21 protein-coding genes are annotated in these 21,653 nt (G+C 69.6%); 4 read left to right on the top strand and 17 right to left on the bottom strand.

What is annotated here, in order from left to right; genetic code table 11:
• Positions 1-55: 55 nt before the first annotated feature.
• From Q0263_RS15055 to Q0263_RS15065, 3 genes are all read right to left on the bottom strand, one after another.
• Positions 56-1,135: a YeeE/YedE thiosulfate transporter family protein gene (locus Q0263_RS15055; RefSeq protein WP_298019143.1), complete on the bottom strand. Its 1,080-nt coding sequence runs from the start codon at positions 1,133-1,135 to the stop codon at positions 56-58.
• Positions 1,136-1,153: 18 nt separating this feature from the next.
• Entirely contained in the window at positions 1,154-2,095 is a 942-nt protein-coding gene (locus Q0263_RS15060; protein WP_298017855.1) for a sulfurtransferase, read from the bottom strand.
• Positions 2,096-2,246: 151 nt separating this feature from the next.
• Positions 2,247-3,146, bottom strand: a complete 900-nt coding sequence (locus Q0263_RS15065; RefSeq protein WP_298017858.1) for a carbohydrate kinase family protein — start codon at positions 3,144-3,146, stop codon at positions 2,247-2,249.
• 162 nt (positions 3,147-3,308) lie between these two features.
• Here Q0263_RS15065 and Q0263_RS15070 point away from each other — a divergent pair, with 162 nt between their 5' ends.
• Positions 3,309-4,526 carry an MFS transporter gene (locus Q0263_RS15070; RefSeq protein ID WP_298017860.1) on the top strand — a complete coding sequence of 406 codons (1,218 nt, stop codon included), beginning with the start codon at positions 3,309-3,311 and terminating at the stop codon, positions 4,524-4,526.
• An 18-nt stretch (positions 4,527-4,544) separates the two neighbouring features.
• Here Q0263_RS15070 and yghU read toward each other — a convergent pair whose 3' ends face one another.
• From yghU to Q0263_RS15100, 6 genes are all read right to left on the bottom strand, one after another.
• Positions 4,545-5,393 carry a glutathione-dependent disulfide-bond oxidoreductase gene (gene yghU / locus Q0263_RS15075; protein WP_298017863.1) on the bottom strand — a complete coding sequence of 283 codons (849 nt, stop codon included), beginning with the start codon at positions 5,391-5,393 and terminating at the stop codon, positions 4,545-4,547.
• 93 nt (positions 5,394-5,486) lie between these two features.
• Complete coding sequence (locus Q0263_RS15080) at positions 5,487-5,705, bottom strand: SlyX family protein (RefSeq protein WP_298017865.1); 219 nt, start codon at positions 5,703-5,705, stop codon at positions 5,487-5,489.
• Positions 5,706-5,761: 56 nt separating this feature from the next.
• Complete coding sequence (locus Q0263_RS15085; RefSeq protein WP_298017867.1) at positions 5,762-7,015, bottom strand: M20/M25/M40 family metallo-hydrolase; 1,254 nt, start codon at positions 7,013-7,015, stop codon at positions 5,762-5,764.
• A 66-nt stretch (positions 7,016-7,081) separates the two neighbouring features.
• Entirely contained in the window at positions 7,082-8,122 is a 1,041-nt protein-coding gene (alc, locus tag Q0263_RS15090) for an allantoicase (protein WP_298017870.1), read from the bottom strand.
• 135 nt (positions 8,123-8,257) lie between these two features.
• The gene (gene puuE / locus Q0263_RS15095; RefSeq protein ID WP_298017872.1) at positions 8,258-9,187 is read right to left on the bottom strand and encodes an allantoinase PuuE; all 930 of its coding nucleotides are present in this window, start codon (positions 9,185-9,187) and stop codon (positions 8,258-8,260) included.
• Between the two features lie 48 nt (positions 9,188-9,235).
• On the bottom strand, positions 9,236-9,994 hold the full coding sequence (locus tag Q0263_RS15100; protein ID WP_298017874.1) for a GntR family transcriptional regulator: 759 nt from the start codon (positions 9,992-9,994) through the stop codon (positions 9,236-9,238).
• 267 nt (positions 9,995-10,261) lie between these two features.
• Between Q0263_RS15100 and uraH the strand changes: the two genes are divergently transcribed.
• The 3 genes from uraH to Q0263_RS15115 all read left to right on the top strand — a co-directional run bounded on the left by uraH (position 10,262) and on the right by Q0263_RS15115 (position 12,608).
• Complete coding sequence (gene uraH / locus Q0263_RS15105) at positions 10,262-10,615, top strand: hydroxyisourate hydrolase (protein ID WP_298017876.1); 354 nt, start codon at positions 10,262-10,264, stop codon at positions 10,613-10,615.
• 55 nt (positions 10,616-10,670) lie between these two features.
• Complete coding sequence (locus Q0263_RS15110) at positions 10,671-11,927, top strand: urate hydroxylase PuuD (RefSeq protein WP_298017879.1); 1,257 nt, start codon at positions 10,671-10,673, stop codon at positions 11,925-11,927.
• Between the two features lie 177 nt (positions 11,928-12,104).
• Positions 12,105-12,608, top strand: coding sequence for a cysteine hydrolase family protein (locus Q0263_RS15115; RefSeq protein ID WP_298017882.1), 504 nt, complete (start codon positions 12,105-12,107; stop codon positions 12,606-12,608).
• A 38-nt stretch (positions 12,609-12,646) separates the two neighbouring features.
• On the opposite strand, the gene Q0263_RS15120 is transcribed toward Q0263_RS15115, so the two are convergent.
• The 8 genes from Q0263_RS15120 to Q0263_RS15155 form a co-directional block, all read right to left on the bottom strand.
• On the bottom strand, positions 12,647-13,717 hold the full coding sequence (locus Q0263_RS15120) for a hypothetical protein (RefSeq protein ID WP_298017884.1): 1,071 nt from the start codon (positions 13,715-13,717) through the stop codon (positions 12,647-12,649).
• Entirely contained in the window at positions 13,707-14,273 is a 567-nt protein-coding gene (locus tag Q0263_RS15125; protein WP_298017886.1) for a type 4 pilus major pilin, read from the bottom strand. The genes Q0263_RS15120 and Q0263_RS15125 overlap by 11 nt, the downstream gene beginning before the upstream one ends.
• 163 nt (positions 14,274-14,436) lie before the next feature.
• A complete protein-coding gene (locus Q0263_RS15130; protein ID WP_298017889.1) occupies positions 14,437-15,561 on the bottom strand; it encodes a hypothetical protein in 1,125 nt (374 codons plus the stop codon).
• The gene (locus tag Q0263_RS15135) at positions 15,549-17,231 is read right to left on the bottom strand and encodes an ATPase, T2SS/T4P/T4SS family (RefSeq protein ID WP_298017891.1); all 1,683 of its coding nucleotides are present in this window, start codon (positions 17,229-17,231) and stop codon (positions 15,549-15,551) included. Before Q0263_RS15135 ends, Q0263_RS15130 begins: the two co-directional genes overlap by 13 nt.
• Entirely contained in the window at positions 17,228-17,716 is a 489-nt protein-coding gene (locus Q0263_RS15140) for a hypothetical protein (RefSeq protein WP_298017894.1), read from the bottom strand. Before Q0263_RS15140 ends, Q0263_RS15135 begins: the two co-directional genes overlap by 4 nt.
• Entirely contained in the window at positions 17,700-18,953 is a 1,254-nt protein-coding gene (locus Q0263_RS15145; RefSeq protein ID WP_298017897.1) for a hypothetical protein, read from the bottom strand. The genes Q0263_RS15140 and Q0263_RS15145 overlap by 17 nt, the downstream gene beginning before the upstream one ends.
• Before the next feature lie 3 nt (positions 18,954-18,956).
• A complete protein-coding gene (locus Q0263_RS15150) occupies positions 18,957-20,549 on the bottom strand; it encodes a hypothetical protein (protein ID WP_298017899.1) in 1,593 nt (530 codons plus the stop codon).
• A complete protein-coding gene (locus Q0263_RS15155; RefSeq protein WP_298017900.1) occupies positions 20,546-21,559 on the bottom strand; it encodes a TcpQ domain-containing protein in 1,014 nt (337 codons plus the stop codon). The genes Q0263_RS15150 and Q0263_RS15155 overlap by 4 nt, the downstream gene beginning before the upstream one ends.
• Between the last annotated feature and the right edge of the window lie 94 nt (positions 21,560-21,653).

The raw sequence follows: 21,653 nt of genomic DNA on the forward strand, positions 1-21,653 counted from the left end.
TTGCGGGATGGCGGACCGGTATCGAAGTCGCGTGTGTCATGTTTCGCCCTCCGGCTCAGAACGCGAACCGGCGGCGCACCCGCACGCCGATCAGCGACCCCAGAAACGCCATGGGCACCCAGATCCAGCCATGCAGGCTGCCGGTGGAAATACCGCTGACCATGGCGCCGATATTGCAGCCGAACGCCAGCCGGGAACTATAGCCCAGCAGCAGGCCCGCCCCCAGCCCGATCATCCACTGGCTGGCCGTCATGGGCCGCGCCGCGGAGCGCGGCTTGCCCGCGGCGATCCACAGGGCCCCGGCCAGGATGCCGATATTGGTGATCGAGGTCACGTCCAGGAAAATGGACTGGGTCAGCGTCGCCGTATTCACGGGTTCGCTCCAGAAGGCATTGGCGGCCGGATCGAACAGGTGGGCGGCCGTGGCGAGCTTGGCGGCCCACAGGCCGAAGCCGTAGACAATGCCCCAGGGCTGGCCCGCGATCACCAGGTTCAGCACGGCCAGCGCGGCCAGCAGCACGGCGCCCACCAGCAGTTTGCGATCCCACCAGGGGGTCGATCGCCCGGTCCAGCGAGTCACGCCCCAGCCGACCAGCGCCAGCCCCGCCAGCGTCAGCAACAAGGCCGTCGGCGCGCCGAAATGCGTCACCAGGCCATAAGGCGGCAAGGCGCCCAGCGACAGCCATTGGCTCAGCGTGGCCGAGCCCAGGAAACTGCCGATGGCGAACAGCGGCAGGATCGCCATGTTCATGGGAATGCCCAGGCCGGCCTTGTACAGGGTGCCGGAACCGCAGCCGTCGGCCACCTGCATGCAGGCGCCGAACACGAAGGCGCCCACGATCAGGCTGACGCTGGGCGGCCCCAGCGCCGCGCCCAGATCCGTCGGGTAGGCGGCCAGCAAGGGGATGGACACGGCGGCCGCGATCGCCAGCAGCACCAATTGCGCCAGCACGCCCGAGGGGTCGCGCTGCTCGATCAGCTTGCGCCAGCCCGTGGTGAAGCCGAAACGCGCGCCCGCCAGCACCGCCCCCAGGCCGATGCCCACCAGAAACAGCAAGGCCTGGCGCAAAGCAACCGACCAGGCCAGAAATACCAGAAAGGCGGTGATCGCCACCGCCAGGGGAAGACGCTTCATCATGGATCGACGGCCCGCTTAACCGAACAGGCCCTTGACCTTGTTCAGGATCTGGCTGCCGCGCCCGGGGACATTGTCCATGGGGCGGGAAGCATCCTGCGACCATTCCGCCATGGATTCGGGATACAGCCGGACGTTCTTCACGCCCACGATCTCCGACAGGGCGAACCAGTCGGTCGCCGCCCAATGGCCGGTGTTGCAGAAGGAAATCGTCTCGGCGGCCTGCTCTCCGGGCAGGAGTTCGGCGGCGATCTTGCGAGCCTGATCAGGAGACACGAAGATCGACGTGCCCGGCTGGAACCAGCGGCTGTTTTCCACGTTGACTGCGCCCTGGATGGTGCCCGGCACCTGGGCCGTGGGCGCCTTGACCTTGCCCAGATAGAAGTCCAGCGGCCGGGCATCCACCAGCTTGGTCCGGGGATTGCCGACCTGGGCGGCCACCTGGTCCGTGGTCGCCAGAATCGAATCATCGGGGTGCGCCTGGAAGGCGCTGGCCTTGACGGCCGGTGCCGCCTTGTCCTGCGGCAGCCCGGCGGCCGCCCAGGCCTTTTCGCCGCCGTTCAGGATCGACAGTTCTTTCAGGCCCAGGTACTTCAGCGTCCAGTAGACCCGGGCGGAAGCGCCGAAATCCGTGCCATCCGCGCCGGACGACACCACCACGGCGTGCACGTTCCGGTCGACTCCCAAGGCCCGCACCTGCTGTTCCAGGCGATCGACGGGCGGCACCTGGCCGGGATTGTTCGCCGGACCGCGCCACTGGGCGTAAGGCGCCGACACGGCGCCGGGAATATGACCCGCCGCATAGACATCCGCCGGACGGATGTCGATGACGCGCACCGAGGGCTGCTGATGCAGGGCATTGAGTTCAGCCGGCGTCAGCAGCGGCTGGGCCGCCCAGGCGCCGGACGTCGCAGCCAGGGCCAGAGCCGCCCCGCTGAAAAAGGCAGACAGTATCTTCATGACGGAAACCGTGGAAGTGAAGGAATCAGGTGCTTATTGTCCCAGATCCGATCTGACGGTCGGGGATACCTATAAAACCTGAAGTTATATAAAACAGGATCGAATCAGCGCCGGTCCAGAGGTGAAATGTCCGCCCCGCCCGTGTCCGGGCTCAGGCCCGCAGCGGCCCCGCCTGATTGGCCGGAATCACCTGGATGATCCGCGCGGCGCTGTCCGTCGCGGCGGCCAGCGCGGCCTGAGGCGCCGCCCCATCCGCCCAGGCATGCACGAAGGTCGAGGCGAAGGCATCGCCCGCGCCGATGGTGGACTTCGCCGCCACCCGCCGGGCTTCATGGAAATGCGCCCGCTCGCCGTCGAAGAACAGGGCGCCGCCCGCCCCCAGCGTCACCAGAATGGCCTGACCGGGCCGGCGCGCCAGCCGGCGGGCCAGCGCCTGCGCCACGTCGGGCGGCGGCGCATCGGTCTGCAGGGTATCGTCTCCAACCAGTTTCGCGGCCTCGCGGGCGTTGACGCACAGCAGGTCGGCCTGGTCCCACACGCCATGCAGGGCGTCCGGGTCGGACAGCTGGCGCGCCCCCGGAGTCACGACCAGGCGGAATGGCCGCGAGGCCATGGCCCCCAGGGCATTCTGCAGCCAGGCCTGGGATTCCAGCGACAGGCCGGTCACATACACGACGTCCGCCCCTTGCAGGCCGGCAAAGCCCTGTTCGCCCACCCAGGCGCTGGCGCCGCGCTGCGCATAGGCCCGCGCGGCGCCCGAATCGTCCACCATGACCACGGCCTTGCCCGTGGGCAGATGGTGGTCGGGGATGGCGGCGCGAATCCCGTGGCGCTGCAGGAGATCCCGGATCAGGCCGCCTTCCAGGTCGCGCCCCACGCAGGCATGGACGGTCACCCGGGCGCCGCGCGCCGCCACGTTCAGCGCGGCATTGACCGCCCCGCCCCCCGCGTACAGGCCGATGTGATCCACGTCCTGCTTGGCCCCTCGCATCGGCTGGACCGTGGAAACGACGATGTCGACGATGGCGGCGCCGATGGTGGTGAATTGCATGGCGGAGGATTCTCTCAACGGTGGGAAACCGAAAGACTAATCCAGGCGGGCGGAATAAGACAGCGCTTCCGGCGCGCCGCGCGGCCGGATCGATCTTGATCAGGGTTTTCCCTGATGAAGTACACTGTTTTTCTGAAGAACCGCCCCTCTCATTCCCATTTCATGCCTCAAGCTTCCCCACGCCGCCCGCGGGCGCCCGCCTCGGCGGGACTGGTGATTCTCGCGCTGGCCATCGGCGCCTTCGCGATCGGCACGACCGAATTCGCCACCATGAGCCTGCTGCCCTACTTCGCGCAGGACCTGGGCATCGACGCCCCCACGGCCGGGCACGTCATCAGCGCCTATGCCCTGGGCGTGGTGGTGGGCGCGCCGCTATTGACGGTGCTGGCCGCCCGCATGGCGCGGCGCACGCTGCTGATCGGGCTGATGGGCCTGTTCGCCCTGTTCAACGCCCTGTGCGCCTTCGCGCCGAACTACGAATCGCTGCTGGTGCTGCGGTTTCTCAGCGGCCTGCCCCACGGCGCCTATTTCGGCATCGGATCCCTGGTGGCGGTATCCCTGGTGCCGCACGGCCGGCGCAACCAGGCCGTCGGCCGCATGTTCCTGGGCCTGACGGTCGCCACCATCGTCGGCGTGCCGTTCGCCAACTGGCTGGGCCACGCCCTGACCTGGCGCTGGGGCTTCGGCCTGGTGGCCCTCTCGGGCCTGCTGACCATGATCCTGGTGGCCCGGCTGGCGCCCTACAGCCCGCCCGAGCCCGGCGCCAGCCCCCTGCGCGAACTGGGCGCCCTGAAACACCTGCAGGTCTGGCTGACGCTGGCCGTGGGGGCCATCGGCTTTGGCGGCATGTTCGCCGTCTACACCTACCTGGCCGACATCCTGCTGGAAGTCACCCAGGTCTCGCCGGCCGTGGTGCCGCTGGTGCTGGGAATATTCGGAGTCGGGCTGACCGTGGGCAACATCCTGGTTCCCTGGCTGGCCGACAAGGCCCTGCTGCCGACCGCCGCCGGACTGCTGCTGTGGAGCGCCGCGATGACGGCGCTGTTTCCCCTGGCCGCGGGCCGCGCCTGGTCGATTTCCCTGAACGTGTTCCTGATCGGTTTCGGCGGGGCGCTGGGCACGGTGCTGCAGACGCGGCTGATGGACGTCGCGCGGCATGCGCAGGGGCTGGCCGCCGCGCTGAATCATTCCGCCTTCAATTTCGCCAATGCCCTGGGGCCGCTGCTGGGCGGCATGGCCATCGCCGGCGGCTACGGCTGGACTTCGCCGGGCTGGGTGGGCACAGGACTGGCGCTGGGCGGCTTCGTCATCCTGATGGCGTCCATGGCCATCGACCGGCATCGGGCGGGCCGTCAGGCCGCCGCGCCGGCATCCCGCTGAGCGGGCGCACCCAAGGCATCAGCCCGGAATCAGGCCCTCGAAATCCGACGCGGCATGGCGTTCGCGCAGGCAGCCTTCGGCCGTGCGGTTGACCAGCCGGCCCCGCTGCACGGCGGCGCGGCCGCCCACCTGATTCGCCCAGCGCAGCACGTGGCGGTAATCCTGCGCCGACAGGAACTCGGCGACCCCGTAGAGCTGCCCCAGGACCAGCCCGCCATACCAGGGCCAGACGGCCATGTCGGCGATGGTGTACTGATCCCCGGCGATGAATTCATGCCGGGCCAGCCGCTGGTCCAGCACGTCCAGCTGGCGCTTGGCTTCCATGGCGAAGCGGTCGATGGCGTATTCGATCTTGAACGGCGCATAGGCATAGAAATGCCCCAGGCCGCCGCCCACGTAGGGTGCGCTGCCCACCTGCCAGAACAGCCAGGACAGGCATTCCGCCCGGCCCGCGGGATCGGCCGGCAGGAAGGCGCCGAACTTTTCCGCCAGATGCAGCAGGATGGCGCCCGATTCGAACACCCGGATGGGGTCCGCCCCGCTGCGGTCCACCAGGGCGGGAATCTTGGAATTCGGGTTCACCGAGACGAAGCCGCTGCCGAACTGGTCGCCTTCGCCGATCCGGATCAGCCAGGCGTCGTATTCCGCGCCGGCATGGCCGGCCGCCAGCAGCTCTTCCAGCATGATCGTGACCTTGATGCCGTTGGGCGTGCCCTGGGAATACAGCTGGAAGGGATGCCGCCCCACCGGCAGCTCGCGCTCGTGCGTCGACCCCGACACCGGGCGGTTGATGCTGGCGAAGCGCCCGCCGCTGGGTTTTTCCCAGACCCAGACCTTGGGCGGAACGTAGTCGGACGGTTGATTCATGATGGATGGGCTCCTCTTGGCGGGCCGGCCGCGCCGGCGCGAAACCCCGCGCGCGGACGCAGGCCGGGGCCTGGTCGCGAGCGGAGACGGTCATCAATAATGGGGCGGTCGCTCGTCCTGCGGACTGCGCGCGCCGGCCGGCCCTTCGGGCCCCTGCTGCTGGCGCAGCGCCGACAGCTGACGGGCCATGGCCTCGATCTGCTGCTGTTGGCGGAACACGAGCTGGTTCAGGCGATCCAGCAGGTCATCAGCATAGGTGGCCTTCAGTTCCAGTTCGACGATGCGCGCTTCCAGCGCGGCGTATTCAGACATGCGTGCGACTCCCGGCAAGCCCTTATTACAGCACAGGCCGCCGGGGCGGACATCGCTCAGGCGGCCAGGAAGTCCGCCAGCAGGCCGGCCATCACGCGCGTGGCGCCCTTCAGATCGCTGAGCATCACGTGTTCGTCGGCCTGCTTGGCCCGGGATTCCAGCACCGTACGCGGCCCCGCCCCGTACATGACGGTGGGAATGCCGTGTTCGGCATACAGGCGGGCGTCCGCGTACAGCGGCGTGCCCACGGCGGGGATGTCTTCGCCGAACACGTCGCGCGCATGCTTCTGCAGGCTGGCGACCAGTTTCTCATGGCCGGGCAGGGGCCGCAGCGCGCGGGCCAGCAGCAGGCGGCGGATGTCCACCGTGATGCCGGGCAGGCCTTCGACCGCCGCCTGGATGAACTGCCGCACCCGGGCCTCGACCTGCTCGGGATATTCCTCTGGAATCAGGCGGCGGTCCATCTTCAGCACCACCTGCCCGGGCACCACGTTGGTATTGGTGCCGCCTTCGATCCGGCCCACGATCATGGTCGGATTCGTGATGCCGTCGATGCCGGAATGAATCTCGTCCAGCGCCGCCGCCTGCCGATAGATTTCCGCCAGGATGCGGCTGGCCGCCTGCAGGGCGTCGTGCCCGGTCCTGGGCGCCGATCCATGCGTGGCCTTGCCCTTGACCGTGACCTCGAACTGCAGGCAGCCGTTGTGGGCCGTCACCACGGCATGGCTGAAGCTGGCGCAGACCGCATAATCCGGCTTGCTCAGGCCTCGCTCCAGGAGCCAGCCCGGGCCCTTGAGGCCGCCGAATTCCTCGTCGTAGGTGAAGTGCAGTTCCACGCCGCCCTTCAGGGGCGCGCCGCCGGATTCCAGCGCCCGCACGGCATGCAGGTAGGTGGTGAAATCGCTCTTGGACACGGCCGACGCGCGGCCGTACAGGCGGCCGTCCGCCACTTCGCCGCCATAGGGATCATGCGTCCAGCCCTCGCCCGGCGGCACCACGTCGCCATGGACGTTCAGGGCGATCACCGGGCCGCCCGGCGCATAGGCGCGTCGCGCGATCAGGTTGGTGATGCTGCGCATGCCGTAGGCCCGCATTTCGTCCTCGGGCACCGCATGGCGCTCCACCTGCCAGCCCCAGCCTTCCAGCACGGCGGCCACGGCCTCGGCATGCGGGGCGTTGTCGCCCGGCGGCGTGTCCGTGGGAATGCCCACCAGGCGCTGCAGCAACGCCACCTGCTCATCGAAATGCGCGTCCACCCAGGCATGCAGGCGGGCGGTCAATGCGGGATCCGCGGATGCGGTTGCAGTCATTCATGGTCTCCTGAACAACAGGCGCCCGCGGGCGCCTGCATCGATCAACTGCCGGACGGCGCCGGATCAGCGGGCCAGGCGGCCCCAGATACGCACGCGGCTGATGCCGCCGTCGGGGAACATGTTCACCCGCACGTGCGACACCGGGCCCACGGGCTGCAGGACGGCGCCTTCGTAGAAGTGCTGCTTGTCCATCTCGGTCTTCTGCTCGCCCAGCACGGTCGGCCAGAACATCGCCTGGGTGACCAGCGACTGGTCGGTGGATTCCCCGACCAGGGCGCCTTGCACCGACACGCGGTCGGGATAGTTGCCCTTGAAGTGGGCGGTGTCGATCTCGATCTTCTCGACCACGACCGGATGGCCCAGTTCGATGATGACCCAGTCATTGCCCGGTTCGCGGCGGCGGCGGGTTTCCCAGCCGTCGCCCATGTTGACGCCGCGGCCCGCGGTCAGCAGGGGCATGGGCGAGCCGAAGTGCGAATCGTTGTAGGCCACGATGCGCCCGCCGCTGGCCAGGGCCGACACTTCGTACAGAGCGTTGGGGTCTTTCTGGTCCCAGTCGCAGGCCGGCTGGCCGTACACGCGCAGGCGGGCCACGCCGCCGTCCGGGAAGATGTTCAGGCGCAGGTGCGTCCACACGCGATCGTCCGAGATTTCCACGAAATGATGGGAATTGCCCTGCAGGGACTTGGCGGGGACGATTTCCACCCATTCGGTCTTGTCGCCGGGCTCGCCTTCGCAATAGGCCACCTGCACGGACGCCGCCGGCGGGAAGTTGCCGGTGAAGTGGCTGGTGTTGATGTCCAGGCCCCGGATCGTGCCGGGCAGGCCCAGCTTGACGATGGCGGTGTCGTTGCCGCCGTTGCGCCGGCGGCGGGTTTCCCAGCCGTCCATCCACTTGCCGTGGTCGTCGAACTTGCCGACGATGAACACCGGCTCGGAATCCTGCAGCATGCGCGAAGCGCCGGCGAAGAACTCGTCCGTGCAGGACAGGACCTTCGCGCCCAGCTTCTCGCTGGCCAGGTTCGTGTGACGGGTGGCGAATGCCGGCAGATCGACGGCGGGGGCGTCGATCACGGTACCGACGGGCAGATTGGAAGAAGCCATGGTTATACGCTCCAGAAATTCGGGATGAACCCGCCCGGGCCGGCGCCCGGACGGTAAAGCCAACACGCCGCGCATCGCGCCCGGCGGGAAAAACGGTCCATGCCGGCGGAACGCGTCCGCCGGCGCGGTTGCGGCTCAGGCCGCCTTGAAGGGATGTTCCTTGACCCAGTGGCGGGCGATGTCGGCGCGGGTGGCGACCCAGACCCGGTCGTGCTTCTGGATGTGGTCCAGGAAGCGCTGCAGGCCGGCGAAGCGGCCGGGACGGCCCGTCAGGCGGCAATGCAGGCCCACGGACATCATCTTGGGCGTGGTCTCGCCTTCGGCGTACAGCACGTCGAAGGCATCGCGCAGGTAATGGAAGAAATGATCGGCCGTGTTGAAGCCCTGCGGCGAGGCGAAGCGCATGTCGTTCGTGTCCAGGGTATAGGGCACGATCAGCTGGGGGTGGGTCTTGCCATTGCCCAGGTCCACTTCGGTCCAGAACGGCAGGTCGTCGCCGTAATAGTCGGCGTCGTACAGGAACTTGCCTTCCTCGGCGACGATGCGCAGGGTGTTGGGGCTGTCGCGGCCGGTGTACCAGCCTTCGGGGTGGCGGCCCAGCAGCTGGGTGACGACTTCCACGCAGCGCTGGAAGTGCTCGCGCTCGACCGATTCCGGCACGTCCTGATAGTGGATCCAGCGATAGCCGTGGCAGGCGACCTCATGGCCCAGCTCGACGAAGGCGCGCGCCACGTCGGGATTGCGTTCCAGCGCCATGCCCACGCCGAACACCGTCAGCGGCAGGCCGCGGCGTTCGAATTCCCGCAGGATGCGCCAGACACCGGCCCGGGAACCGTACTCGTAGATCGATTCCATCGACAGGTGGCGGGCGGGATAGGCCGCGGCGCCGATGATTTCCGACAGGAACTGTTCGGAACCGGCATCCCCGTTCAGCACGCAGTTCTCACCGCCTTCTTCGTAGTTCATCACGAACTGCACGGCCACGCGGGCCTGGCCGGGCCAGTTGGCCTGCGGCGGCGTGCGGCCATAGCCGATGAGGTCGCGCGGATACTTGGGGTCTGTCATGAAGGGTCTCCTGATGAATGAAGTCCGGCCGCCGGCGCCCGCAAGGCGTCAGGGCCGCACACTGAAAGCCGACCAGGGATCGGCGCCGCCTTCCGAGGGCACCTCCATCCGCTGTTCGCAGTCCTGCAAATGGTGGTCCATGGCGGCCCGCGCGCCCTGCGCGTCGCGCCGCCGGATGTGATCCAGAATGTCCCGATGCTCGACATAGGAACAGGCGCTGCCTTCGGGGCTGCCGCCCAGGGCGATGATCAGCGTCGTGCGGGCGCACAGCCCCGACAGCATGTCCGTCAGCACCTGGTTGTCGAGCAGGCGGGCCAGCTCGACGTGAAAGGCGTTCGACAGGCGGATCCAGCTGATCCGGTCGCCCTGTTCGTAGGCCTGCTGTTCCCGGGCCACCATGTCGTCCAGCGGCGCCAGGCGCCGATCGATGTCGTCCAGGGCGACCAGCTGGTCGATGGTGATGCCTTCCAGGGCGCGGCGCATGGCGAAGACGTCGCGCACTTCCTTGGGGGTGGCCTGCCAGACCCGCGCCCCCCGGTTGGGCTCGATCAGCACGACCTTGTCGTAGGCCAACTGCGCCAGGGCCGCCCGCACGGTGCTGCGCGAGCAATCGAAGACCGAGCACAGCGTGGCCTCGGTCAGCTTGGCGCCGGGCAGCAGGCGGCGGTCCATGGCGGCATCGAAGATTTCGCCATAGACGCGGTCGACTTCGGACGGACTGCCGGCGGCCTTGGGGTTGCGCAGGGAAGAGGCCCGGGGGGCCTTCAAGTCCGGCGAAACGCCACGCGGAGATTTCAATTGGAGCATCGGCACATGCGACCCTGGAGGGGGTCGAAGCATCATCAACAAAAATTGTTGACAATTATTGGGGATCACGCGAGAATCGTCAACACAAATTGTCGACAACATGTCGGATGCCCGGCCGGACGCTCTCCGCACTCCTGCCGGCTCTGACGCAAACCATCCTGCCCCGAGGCTCTCCGTTTCCACGCGGCCGCCTCGCGAACCGATACCTCGTATCGGGACGGCCAGACCGGGGGCCCACTGGCAGGATACTGACCGGGGATCAATCTCATGGGAAAACTTTCCACCCATGTCCTGGACACCGTACACGGTGTGCCGGCTCAGGGCGTCGCCCTGGAACTCTATCGCCTGAACGGCGAAACCCGTACCCTGCTCGCACAAACGGCCACCAATCACGACGGCCGCTGTGACGCGCCTTTGCTCAGCGGCGACGCCCTGGTCAAAGGCACCTACGAGCTCGTCTTCCATGCGGGGGATTACTTCGCGGCCAAGGGCGTGGATCTGCCCGAACCGCGTTTCGTGGACGTCGTGGTCCTGCGGTTCGGCATCGCCAACCCGGAACAGAACTACCACGTGCCGCTGGTCGTCACGCCGTGGACCTGGTCCACGTATCGCGGCAGCTGAACCACATCCCTTCCCCCATCATCCTGATCAACTAAAAAGTAGAGGAGACCTCGTCATGGAAGGTTTTTTCCTGGAATACGGCAATCTGCTGCTGCGCTGGCTGCACGTGATCGCCGCCATCGCCTGGATCGGCGAATCGATCTATTTCGTCATGCTGGACCTCAGCCTGCACGCCCCCAAGGGCGAGCACAGCAAGAAGCTGGGCGTCTACGGTGAACTCTGGGCCGTCCACGGCGGCGGCTTCTATCACAACCAGAAGTACCTGACCAACCCGCCCGAGCTGCCCGACGACCTGCACTGGTCGTTCTGGAAGGCCTACACCACCTGGCTGTCCGGTTTCGGCCTGTTCATGCTGCTGTACCTGCTGAAAGCCGACATCTACCTGGTGAACCCCGCCAGCCCCTGGGAATGGGCCCGCAACATGAACGGCGTCGAAGCCGGCATCCTGGCCGTGCTGTTCCTGGTCGTCGGCTACAACGTGTATTCGCGCCTGTGCCGCATCATCAGCCCGACCGTGAACCACGACGGCTGGCTGAGCGCCGCCGTGGGCGTGATGATGGTGATCGTCGCCTGGCTGACCACGCAGATCTTCCCGGGCCGCGCGGCCTTCCTGATCACGGGCGCCCTGATGGCCACCTGCATGTCGGCCAACGTATTCTTCTGGATCATTCCCGGCCAGCGCCGCATGGTCAAGGCCCTGAAGGCCGGCGAAAAGCCCAATCCGCTGGACGGCGCCTGGGGCAAGCAGCGTTCGGTGCACAACACCTACTTCACGCTGCCGGTGATCTTCCTGATGCTCAGCAACCACTATTCGTTCACCTACTCGAACGAATACGCCTGGGTCATCATGACGCTGTTCATCTTCGCCGGCGCCGTGATCCGCCAGTACTTCGTGCTGCGCCACACCGGCAAGAACGACCTGCGCTACCCGGCCGCGGGCATCGTCCTGCTGGCCATCATCGGCTGGATCGCCGCCCCGGCGCCCGTCGCCGCGCCGGCCGCCCCGGTTCCCGCCCCGTCGGTCAGCCAGGCCGGCGGCGCGGCCGCCCCTGCCGCCGCGACGGGCGCAGTCACCCTGGAACAGGTGCACGGCATCATCGCCGCCCGCTGCGTGGAATGCCACTCGGCCAAGCCCACCCAGCCCGGCTTCGCCGCCGCCCCGGCCGGCATCATGCTGGACACCACGGCCGAAACCCTGCAGCACGCCGCCCAGATCAAGCAGGTGGTGGGCAACAAGTACATGCCGCTGGCCAACCTGACCAAGATGACCGACGAGGAACGCGCCGTCATCGCTTCCTGGAACGGGAAGTAAGGCCGCGGCGGCGCATCCGATGCGCCGCCGCATCACTCATCGGCGCGGGGCCATGCCCGCTTCGCGCCGGCCAGCCGCCCGCAGCGCCTGCCCGTCAGGAGATCCGCTGCGGGTGGCTTTTCAGTTCGACCGGCGTCTTCCCATAAAATCCCCTGAACACCATTCAGGAGATCTTCCATGCCCCGCGCGCTCGTCGTCATCGACATCCAGAACGATTACTTTCCGGGCGGAGCGCTCCCGCTGCACGCCCCAGAGGCAACGGAAGCCGCCATCGTCCAAGCCATCGCCAAAGCCCGCCAGGCCGGGGACCGCATCGTGCTGATACGGCACGTCTCGCCCCTGGCCACAGGATTGTTCGCGGCGAACAGCCCGGGTTCCGAGATCCGGCCCGCCATCCTGGCCGCCGCCGGGGACGCGCCGGTGGTCGTCAAGCAGTTCGCGGACGCCTTCCAGGAGACCGGCCTGGCCGCGCAACTGGAAGGCATCGACACGCTGCTGGTGTGCGGCATGATGACCCAGAACTGCGTGGTCTTCACCGCCATGTCGGCGGATGCGCAGCCCTTCGAGGTCACCGTCCTGGAGGACCTGTGCGCGGCGCCGACGGAAGTCGTGCACCGCATCGCCCTGAACGCCCTGCGTTCGAAGCTGACGGTGCGCAAGTCCGGCGAGATCTGGGGGTAAGCGTCGCGCCTTCGGAAACGGCGCGGCGCATTTTCCGCTCAACGGCTGTTGGGCTGGCAGATGAACCCCTGCACCAGACCTTCCGGGGCGATGAGGGAACCGCTTTCCGCCACCTGGATCCCGAGATACCCGGGCAGGCAGCTGCAGATCCCCGTCAGCGGATTGGAAGTCGCCTGCCCGGTGGCGCTGAAACAGCCCCGGCGACTGCTGATCATGTAGCCGCCGCCCGCCGGGCGCGCCAGTTCCTGCCAGAATCCCTGGCGGCAGATCAGCAGGCCGGCATAGCGGCCGTCCCGGCCCACCGCGCCCTCCAGGGCGCAGGCGGTGTTGCCGGTCCTGCCCTGGTCCAGCAGCAGTCCTTCCCGCGCCTGCAGCCAGGCCCCGCCGCGGATCGTGCCGCCGATTGACGCATCCCCCTGGAAATCGGGATCGCGCTCGTCCCGGACACGCAGGAAATCCGCATGATCGTCGGATTCCCCGCCCCCGCCGGCGCCGCCGGCATCCGCCGCCAGATCGGCCGCCAGCGCCACGGCGCCGCTCGCCCAGGAAGCGTCCGGCGGCACGCCGAGGCGCTGCCCCGCTCCCCGGAAATGCAGCGGATCGTCGGGCCAAAGCACCAGGCCGCGCCCCTGCGCCGCCAGCAGCCACTCGGCCACCAGCGCCTCGTCGACCCGGCCGTCCGGCCGCGCCAGGCCCGCGCGGGTGCCGACCAGGGCCTGCACCCGGCAAGGGGACTGCGGACAGGACCCGATACGCGACACCCGCAACGCCAGGGTCTGGCGCAAGGGCCCCGCGCCCTGCCAACCCGGCGGCAGCAGGCCGGCAGCCTGCAGCTCGGTCCATTCGGGGGCCGCCCAATCGGCAATCCCGTGGGCGGCCAGCGCCTGCGGGGAATCCGCCTGCCGCAAAGCATCGGCATGCCGCTGCAGATAGGCCCGGGCCGCCGCATGGGCCGGTTCCATCCAGGCCGCCAGGGCCTGGGCCTGCAGAACCCGCGCCCGCTGCGCCCATTCCTGCCCCGCCCAGACCGCCACGGCCAGGCTCAGCGCCGCCGCCAGCATGAACTCCAGCAGCAGGGAGCCGCGCTGTCCGAGCCGCTCAGCGCACATGGAAGACGAACTGATTGGCATCGCCCTTGGCGCACGCCGATTCGGCGGACAGGGCGCTGTAAGGGGTCGCGTCGTCCTTCACGGTGCGCGCCGCCCCGCCGTCGGCGCTGACCGTGATGCGCTCGGCCACCCGCTGCAGCACCGAAGCGATCGACGGGCACGCCACGTGATTGACCCGCAGCAGACGCAGCAGGAAGCCGGCGCCGGCCTCGTCGGGTTCGACTTCGATGGTGCCGCCGCCCCCCAGGCCATGCAGGATGGTCCCGTCCGCCGCGCGCGTCAGCACGGTCGAATCCGCCACCATCGACGTCAGATTCGCGGTGCTGATCTCGGCATAGGGCGGCTCTCCGGAAGTCCCGGCGTTGATGCGCGTGTGCATGACGAAGCGCGCCAGTTCCTGGCCGACCTTGGGAACCTTGTTTTCCAGCACGTAGCCGCCGATGGCGGGAATCCCGATCACCGCGATCAGCAGCACGATGGCCGTGACGATCGACACCTCGATCAGCGAGAAGCCCTGTTGGGCCCGCCGGCGGGCAGCGGGCCGGCCGCCATCCATCCATTCCCGCTCCGCGGGCCGGCCACCCGCTGCTTGCCGCGTCCGGTCGGCTGCGCGCCGCCGCGCGCGGCGGCGACCCGGAGATCCGGCCGCTTCTGTCCACTGACGATCTTGGTGCTGCATAGTGCCCCCTTGCCGCATGCGGCGTCGACAAGGCCCGCCCCTATTGGCTGGCCTGAAACATCATCCATGCCCGGCGCAATTCATCGATGACGGCGTAATGCCACGCCCCGATGCCCATGACCACGGCCACGCCCGACAGCAGCGCCAGCCAGCGCAGGACCCGGGCCTGCCGCTCGATGCGATCCAGCCAGACCGCGCACATGCGCTCGTGGGTCGCCTGCAGGCCGGCCGACAGGCCTCGCGCGGCCACCATGTCGTCCAGATACCAATACAGTTCGCGGTCCAGCAAACCCGTGTCCCAGGCGGCGGCGCCCGCCAGTCCCTGGTCGATGCGCCGGACGGACCGCCGCAGATACGACTGCATCCAGGGATTGGCGCATTCCAGGAACAACAGCATCACCGGCCTCAGGCGGGACGAGCTTCCGGTCCCCGGCTGCAGCAGGATCGACACCAGGGCCAGCAGGCGCAGCGCCTGGACCTGGCGATACAGGCGCCACGGCCCGATCCGGTCCAGTCGCCGACGCCAGGAGCCGCAGGCGCGCGGCAAGGTCAGGAAGCCAGCCGCCAGGATGATCACCACCCCGAGCGGCACGCAGAACCCCCAGGCGCGCAAGACCTGCGCGAAGGCGAACAGGGCGCGCGTCCAGTCGCCGTGGAAAGCGGGCGGCAGGCCCTGGAAGGCCTGCTGCAAGGCGGGCGCCGTCCAGGCGGGGACGGCCAGCAGCAGGAGGCTGACCACCACCAGGGCGGCCGCCGCCGAGCCCAGGGTCGCCCACAGGATCCGGCGCATCCGGATCAGCAGGCCCAGATGCCGGGACAGAGCCTGGAAACAGGCCAGCAGCCGCGTATTGCCGAACGCCTGCGCCACACGCACCAGGGCGCGCTCATCGGCCGGCAGGCAGCCGCGCCACGTGGCATCCAGGTCTCCGCCGCTGGCCTCGCAGGCGGCCGACCAGCGACGCGACAGGCGCCCCCGGACCGTCGAAGGTCCGTAGCGCCGCGCATCCCGGTCGAACAGTTCCCGAAGGGTGAGCCGTCCCTGCGCGCCCGCCAGCACCGCATGCAGGTACTCGAAATAATCGGCCCGCTGCGCGGAGAACCGCCAGGCATCCAGGCGGCCGCGCCAGCCCGACAGCCGCCGGGACAGAGGATTCAGGCTGAACATGCCGGTCCCCCCGCCTGGCGCCGTCGGCGCAGCATCAGCGTTTCGAACGCCACGAAACGTCCCTCGACATCGCGCGGGTCGACCTGACCGGCGCCGACCTTGAGCATGGCATGAGCCATGGCGCTATGGACGGGATCCGGCAGATAGCCGGCATCGGCCGCCAGCGCATCGGGATGCAGGCCGGGTTCGACCAGCTCCGCGGCGACCGTCCGCCCGTCATAGCCGGCCAGTTCCGGCAGCTGGGCCAAGCTGCAGCGGGAACAGCCCCGCGGGTCGCGGATGCGCAAGCGATCGGAGGGGATGCCCCAGAGCTGTTCGATCCAGCCCAGCCAGCGCCGCCAATCCTGGGGCGCCCCCGGATGCTGCCGCGCCAGTTCGTCGGGCTCGGCGGGCCGCGCGCACGCCGCGCACAGCTGAGGCAGCAGCGCCTGAAAGACCAGCAGCTTCAGCACGCCGGGCGTGCGCAGAAAATCGCGCGGCACGCCGATGAAAGCCGAGGACAGCCGGTCGACGATGGCCCGCGCCGACGGCGCGTGCACCGTCGTGTAGACATTGACGCCGGAACCGCTCAGGTCCATGAAGGCCAGACCGCTTTCCGCATCGCGGATTTCCCCCAGCAGCACGTCGCTCATGGCGGAGCGTTTCAGGGTCCGCAATTTTGCGGCGTAACGCCCGTGCGCCTGCCGATCCAGATCGCGGCCGATGGTGTTCTGCACCGCCCGGGCGATCCGGTATTCCACCGGCTCTTCCAGGGTAATGACCTTGCGGTGGTCCGGCAGCCCCCGGATCAGCGCCGCCAGCGTGGTGGACTTGCCCGAGCCCACCGTGCCGGCCAGGACGATCGCCCCGCCTTCGGACCGCATCACGCGGTCGAAACCCGCCACCTGATCGGGGCGGTAGCCCAGCGCATCCAGACAGGCAGTCCGGACCTGCGCGTCGCGGGACAGGAATCGCAGGCACACGCTGGGCCCGCGATCCGCCGCCAGAGACGCCCAGCGCAGCACGTAGGCCCGGCCGTCCACCCGCATCGACAGGCTGCCCTGCTGTTCCAGCGTGGGATCGAAGACCGCGCCATTGCCGCCCTGGATGTCCATCCAGGCGACCGCCAGCACATCCAGCAGCAGGTCCGTGGGCATGCGCCGGAAGCGCTCCGGCGCGATGTAGCGGCCCGCCACCGTGTAGCGGACCTCGGATTCCGGCGCATCCCGATGCGCGTTCAGGTGCAGGTCGGTCGCGCCCTGTCGCACGCCCCATTCCACCAGATCCTGGAACACGCCCGCCAGCGCCGTCGGCGTGCGGTCCGCCGCCGAAACGGCAGCGATGACGGCGCCGGAGTCGCGCGACAAGGCCAGCAGCAAGGCCGCCGGCAGGACATACCGCGCGGGATCCGACAGGCGCCGGCCCGCCGCCTGGATCCGCCCCACCAGGGCATCGGCCTGGTCGGCCCCCACGTATTCGGCCCGGGCCAGCACCGTGATGCTGCCGTCGGCCCGCTCCACCGGACAGATCCGGTCGGCCAGCGCCTGCACGCCGAACTGCCGCGCCACGACCCGGCGCAGCGGCGGCCGCAGCGCCGACAGCTGTTCCGCATGATCGATGGCCGCGGCCGCCGACGCATCGAAGGGCATGGCGGGCTCGGCCACCCGCAGCACGGACGTCCAGGCCTTCATGGCGGGTCTCCGCCCAGCAGCATGCGCAGGCACAGGGAATGGCGATCCTCGCCGCGTTCCAGCTGGACGCAGGCGCCATTCATGCCCCGCAGCTGATAGACCCCCGGATCCCCGGCATGCCCCGCCGGAAACGCCTGGCCCCGCACATAGAGGTAGGCGCGCTGACCCACCTGGATTTCCGCCATCAGCGCCTGCCCGACGCCATAGAGCGCGACCAGGCGAGGCGCCAGCAAGGGGCGCGCCGGGCGATCCGGCGCGCGGCCGGCAGGCGCGGGCGAGGATTCCCGCAGGGCTTCTCGCAGGTCCTGCTGCATCAGTTCGCGCACCGACTGCGTTTCCCAGGACTCGGCGGGCGGCGACGCCGGCACGGACGCGGGTGGCGCGGGCTGCGCCGCCAGCGCGGACATCCAACCGACCCAGATCAGGCATGCGCAAGGCCAGCAGCGGAATACCCGGAACTTCCGGCGCTCAGTGACGGTTTTCATACAGGGATCCTTCCAGGTGCAAGATCAGGCGGCTGGTTTTCAAACCGGGGCGCGCACCCGGCGCATGCGACAGCACGGCCTTGTGCCAGGAGACGGATTGCGCCAGCGGGACCAGCAGTTCGGCGGAACGCAGCGGACCTTCCACTTTCAGCGCCCGTCGAGCCAGGCGAGGCAGGTCCGGCGGCTCGGGCAAGACCCGCCCCTGCGCATCCTGAGGCGCGGGCACCGCCACCGCCTGGGGCGCCTCCAGGCGCAGGGTGGTGAAAGCCGGCAGCACCGCCTGCAAGGCGCTGGCCCAATCGCGGGCGATCAGGCGGGAAGCCGGCAGGCGGGCCGGATCGAGAGGCTCGCCCGCCCAGGACAGCGTCCAGACGGCCTGGGCCCGGTCCAGGGCCGGGAATTCCAGCCGCCAGGCCGCCGGCGCCGCCTGGATCAGGCCGCGATTGTCGGCCTGCGGATCCATGCGGCGATATTCGCTGCGGCACTGCCAGCCGGCATCCGCCCCCGGCTGGCAGCGCGTCTGCTGCAGCACCCAGCCGCCCAGGCGCGCCGGCTGTCCGGCCAGGGCTTGCAGCAAGGCCTGCGTCCCCGGTCCGCCGTGCAGAGGATGCCGGGCCAGCGCCTGCGTCAGAGCCCGATCCCAGGCCCGCCGTTCGTCCGCGCCGGCATCCGTCGGCATCGTTCCCCTGGCGCTCCACCCCCACCCGCCGACGCCGGCCAGCAAGACCAGCGCCAGCGCCACTGGCGGCCCGAACCGGCGGCCGATACGGGTCAGGGGCGCCACGGACGCGGATTGCCGGGCCAGTTCGCCCAGCAGCGCCGCGTCCTCCGTCCCGCCGGGCAGGATCTGCAGGCGGGGATACGCCAGACGCAGGGTCTCCAGGGACTGCTCCGCCAGGCCGGGATCGGGATAGCCGCGGTCCGCTCGGACCAGCACGGCTCCTTCGTGGCTGGCCAGCACGTGCCAGGTCTGCGCATCCAGCGCGATGACGCAGGCCACCGTGCCCTGGGGATGCCGCCGCGCCCATAGATCAGCCGCCGACCAGCAGGCCTGGCGCGCCGCCAGGCCCCGGGCCAGGCCCAGGGCGGCGGGCGGGTTCCCGGAGAGCGTCTGGTGCGAGGCCCCCTCGCGGCGGGCCTGGGCGCGGGCCAGGTCGGGATCCCCCAGCACGGGAATCCAGTCCATCCCGAAGACCAGCGGCACCTGATCGACCCAGACGAGACGCGCGGCCGTCATGATTCACAGCCCTTCTTCGACCTGGGCCGTGATGATGAGCACGGTGGCCAGGCGCTGCGACTGGAGCCGGTCCCCGCCCCCCAGGATGGCCGGCAGCCCGGGATTCAGGCGCCGTTCGCCGGCCTCGGACTGCTGCCGGTCGAAGCCCGACACCACCAGGGGCTGGCCGGGCTGCAGCGCCAGCTGCTGCACGGTCCCATTGCCTTCGACCGTCAGTTGCTGCAGCTGCAGGGGATTGTCCCGGCCGCCGAAGGTCACGGTCTTCAGCGGCTGCGCCACCGTATTGTCGTAGGCCAGCGACAGCAGGATCTGGCCGTCCTCCTGGGCATCGGGCACCAGGGTCAGCAGGGACCCGACGGTTTCTTCCTTCTGGTTCACGGAGACCGCCGGCACGGCCAGGCCATTGGCCCCGGACAGGGGCGTGGTTTCCACCCTGTCGATATAGGAAAACGTGGTGCGCACCGCATGCGTGACCGGCCTGCGGTTGAGGGTGAGCATGGGCACGCTGCTGCGACGCACCAGGCGCACGGATTCCCCCAGCGCCTGGATCACCGCCTCGCTGCCCGTCATGGCGCCCCGGGTCACGCCGATGCCCAGCCGGCCGACCGGTCCAGTCGCCAGGGCGGGCACCGCCAGGCCGGCGGCCAGGCCGGCGCCGGAGAACACCAGGTTCCAGTCCAGGCTGGCCTGCGCCTGCTCGTTCAGGGCGACCGTCAGCTCTTCGAAGACCAGGCGGACGCGCCGGGTCAAGGCCCGGTTTTCCTGATCCAGATAGGCGGCGATGCGATCCAGCACGTCCGGGATGTCGGTGACCACGACGGATGCGCCCGCGCCGGGCTCGGCCACCAGCAGGCCGGCGCGCGACAGGAAGGGTTCGATGCGGGCCCGCACGGTCTTCATCACATCCTGGTCGCCGCTCTGCAAGCGGGTGCTGGACGTGCTGATGAAGCCGCCGTCGGCCTGGCGCGACCCCAGGCCCAGCGAGGCCTGCGCCCGGGCATCCAGCGTGAGGGCGCGCACGTTGAAGACCCGTGTATCGGTGCGAAAGAATTCGATGCGGCCCTGGACATGGCGCCAGCGCACGCCCAGATGGGCGCACAGACGGTCCAGAATCTGCGGTAGAGGCGCCGGGGCGGCCGCCAGATCGAAGGGCTGTTCTGCATCTTCGCGCGGCGCCAGCGGCCCGGCGGCGCCGGCCAGCCGGGGCAGAAAATGCCAGGACGGCAGCAAGGCGTCCGGGCGGACATTCACCGGGATGCCCGTGACAGCGGATATCCGTCGGGCGATCCGCCGCAGGTCATCGGTGCCATCGGCGAACAACAGCGTGGTGCGCACCTGGGCCCGCAAGGCGGGCGGCAGGGACAATTCTCGGGCCAGCGGCTGCGCCCGCCCGGCCACCCAGGGTTTGTCGATCTCCTGGGCCGCCCGGCGCTGCTCGGCGTCGCCCAGGGACCGTGCGAAGCGTTCGTGCCCCCGCACGACCGCCTGGTCCGTCTGACTGTAATGCTGCGCCGCCTGGCGCAGGCGTTCCTGCAAGGCGCAGCCCGACAGCGCCACGGACGCCGCCAGCAGCCCGGCCATCAGGCGCGGGCTCATGATTCGCCCCCCGGCGCCTGGGTGCGATCGCAGCGCTGCGCCAGCGGCACCACTCTCAAGACCCGGTTGGCGTAGAAACAGGGCTGCACCGGCCGATCGCCCAGTTCCGTGGCGGCCAGCAGGCTGCGGACCGCCGGACGGAACACGTCGTCGAACACGGCCGAGCCGGCCAGCGGGATGTCCACGTCCACCGCCCAGTGTTCGGCCTCAAACGTCCAGCCGGCCAGGCCCGCCCAGCGGGCCAGCGCCCGGCGCACATTGCCGTCAGCCGGGGTGACCTCGAAGGAAGACGGCACCGGGACAGCGGGTTTGGCTGGCCGCCGGCGCGCGGCGGCCTCCGGGGTTTCGGCTGACCCCGGGAGCTTGGCCCCGGAAACCGGCGCGGTGTGCGCCGAAGGGGCAACGTGAACCGGGAGCCCGGCCCGGGCCGGAATGCCCGCCGCGCTGGTGGCGAGGGCCGGGGCCGAAGCGGGAGCGCCCGGCCGGGCCGGCGCCCCCGCAGGCGGCCGCCGCCCCGTTCCGGCAAACGCGGATCCGGCGGCCGGGCCCGCCAAAGCCGCCGGATCCAGGCGTGGAAAATCCACCGGCGCGGCTTCGGCGCCCGAAACCCCGGCGCCAGCATCATCCGCCGCATCGCCAGATGCGCCATCCGCCCCCCGCCGGGCCTCGGCCTGCAGCAGGCCGCCTCGCATCAGCAGATGGTTCGGCACCCCGCGCAGCACCAGGTAGTCGCCCTCGCGCCGCGCCCGCAGCAGGCGATCCCCCGCCGCGGACCGCGCGAACAGCGCGGGAACGGGCTGGCCCGCCGGATACTGCAACCAGGTCTCGCGCCCGTCGTCGAAGACCTGCAAGGGCGCCAGGTCGGCATCCCCGGACAGCCGCCAGTCGAAGTGATAGCGCCCCGACGACGGCGCCAGGCCCGCCCATGCGCGCCACCCGCCCCCGGCATCGGTCGCGACGCAGCCCGCCAGGCCCAGCACCAGCCCCACCATTCCCAGAATCCTGACCATGCCGCTTCTCCAAGAATCCCCCTGGATGCGGCAGGCCCAAAAAAAGCGCCGGATTCAGGGAATCAGGCGCCTATGGTGGCCTGGCGGACGAAGC

Source organism: uncultured Castellaniella sp. (assembly GCF_937988725.1).
In the GTDB taxonomy this organism is placed as follows: Bacteria; Pseudomonadota; Gammaproteobacteria; order Burkholderiales; family Burkholderiaceae_B; genus Castellaniella.

Coding starts and splice junctions, on each gene's coding strand:
- Q0263_RS15055 (WP_298019143.1), bottom strand. CDS start 1,135: ATGAAGCGTCTTCCCCTGGCGGTGGCGATCACCGCCTTTCTGGTATTT.
- Q0263_RS15060 (WP_298017855.1), bottom strand. CDS start 2,095: ATGAAGATACTGTCTGCCTTTTTCAGCGGGGCGGCTCTGGCCCTGGCT.
- Q0263_RS15065 (WP_298017858.1), bottom strand. CDS start 3,146: ATGCAATTCACCACCATCGGCGCCGCCATCGTCGACATCGTCGTTTCC.
- Q0263_RS15070 (WP_298017860.1), top strand. CDS start 3,309: ATGCCTCAAGCTTCCCCACGCCGCCCGCGGGCGCCCGCCTCGGCGGGA.
- yghU (WP_298017863.1), bottom strand. CDS start 5,393: ATGAATCAACCGTCCGACTACGTTCCGCCCAAGGTCTGGGTCTGGGAA.
- Q0263_RS15080 (WP_298017865.1), bottom strand. CDS start 5,705: ATGTCTGAATACGCCGCGCTGGAAGCGCGCATCGTCGAACTGGAACTG.
- Q0263_RS15085 (WP_298017867.1), bottom strand. CDS start 7,015: ATGACTGCAACCGCATCCGCGGATCCCGCATTGACCGCCCGCCTGCAT.
- alc (WP_298017870.1), bottom strand. CDS start 8,122: ATGGCTTCTTCCAATCTGCCCGTCGGTACCGTGATCGACGCCCCCGCC.
- puuE (WP_298017872.1), bottom strand. CDS start 9,187: ATGACAGACCCCAAGTATCCGCGCGACCTCATCGGCTATGGCCGCACG.
- Q0263_RS15100 (WP_298017874.1), bottom strand. CDS start 9,994: ATGCTCCAATTGAAATCTCCGCGTGGCGTTTCGCCGGACTTGAAGGCC.
- uraH (WP_298017876.1), top strand. CDS start 10,262: ATGGGAAAACTTTCCACCCATGTCCTGGACACCGTACACGGTGTGCCG.
- Q0263_RS15110 (WP_298017879.1), top strand. CDS start 10,671: ATGGAAGGTTTTTTCCTGGAATACGGCAATCTGCTGCTGCGCTGGCTG.
- Q0263_RS15115 (WP_298017882.1), top strand. CDS start 12,105: ATGCCCCGCGCGCTCGTCGTCATCGACATCCAGAACGATTACTTTCCG.
- Q0263_RS15120 (WP_298017884.1), bottom strand. CDS start 13,717: ATGTGCGCTGAGCGGCTCGGACAGCGCGGCTCCCTGCTGCTGGAGTTC.
- Q0263_RS15125 (WP_298017886.1), bottom strand. CDS start 14,273: ATGGATGGCGGCCGGCCCGCTGCCCGCCGGCGGGCCCAACAGGGCTTC.
- Q0263_RS15130 (WP_298017889.1), bottom strand. CDS start 15,561: ATGTTCAGCCTGAATCCTCTGTCCCGGCGGCTGTCGGGCTGGCGCGGC.
- Q0263_RS15135 (WP_298017891.1), bottom strand. CDS start 17,231: ATGAAGGCCTGGACGTCCGTGCTGCGGGTGGCCGAGCCCGCCATGCCC.
- Q0263_RS15140 (WP_298017894.1), bottom strand. CDS start 17,716: ATGAAAACCGTCACTGAGCGCCGGAAGTTCCGGGTATTCCGCTGCTGG.
- Q0263_RS15145 (WP_298017897.1), bottom strand. CDS start 18,953: ATGACGGCCGCGCGTCTCGTCTGGGTCGATCAGGTGCCGCTGGTCTTC.
- Q0263_RS15150 (WP_298017899.1), bottom strand. CDS start 20,549: ATGAGCCCGCGCCTGATGGCCGGGCTGCTGGCGGCGTCCGTGGCGCTG.
- Q0263_RS15155 (WP_298017900.1), bottom strand. CDS start 21,559: ATGGTCAGGATTCTGGGAATGGTGGGGCTGGTGCTGGGCCTGGCGGGC.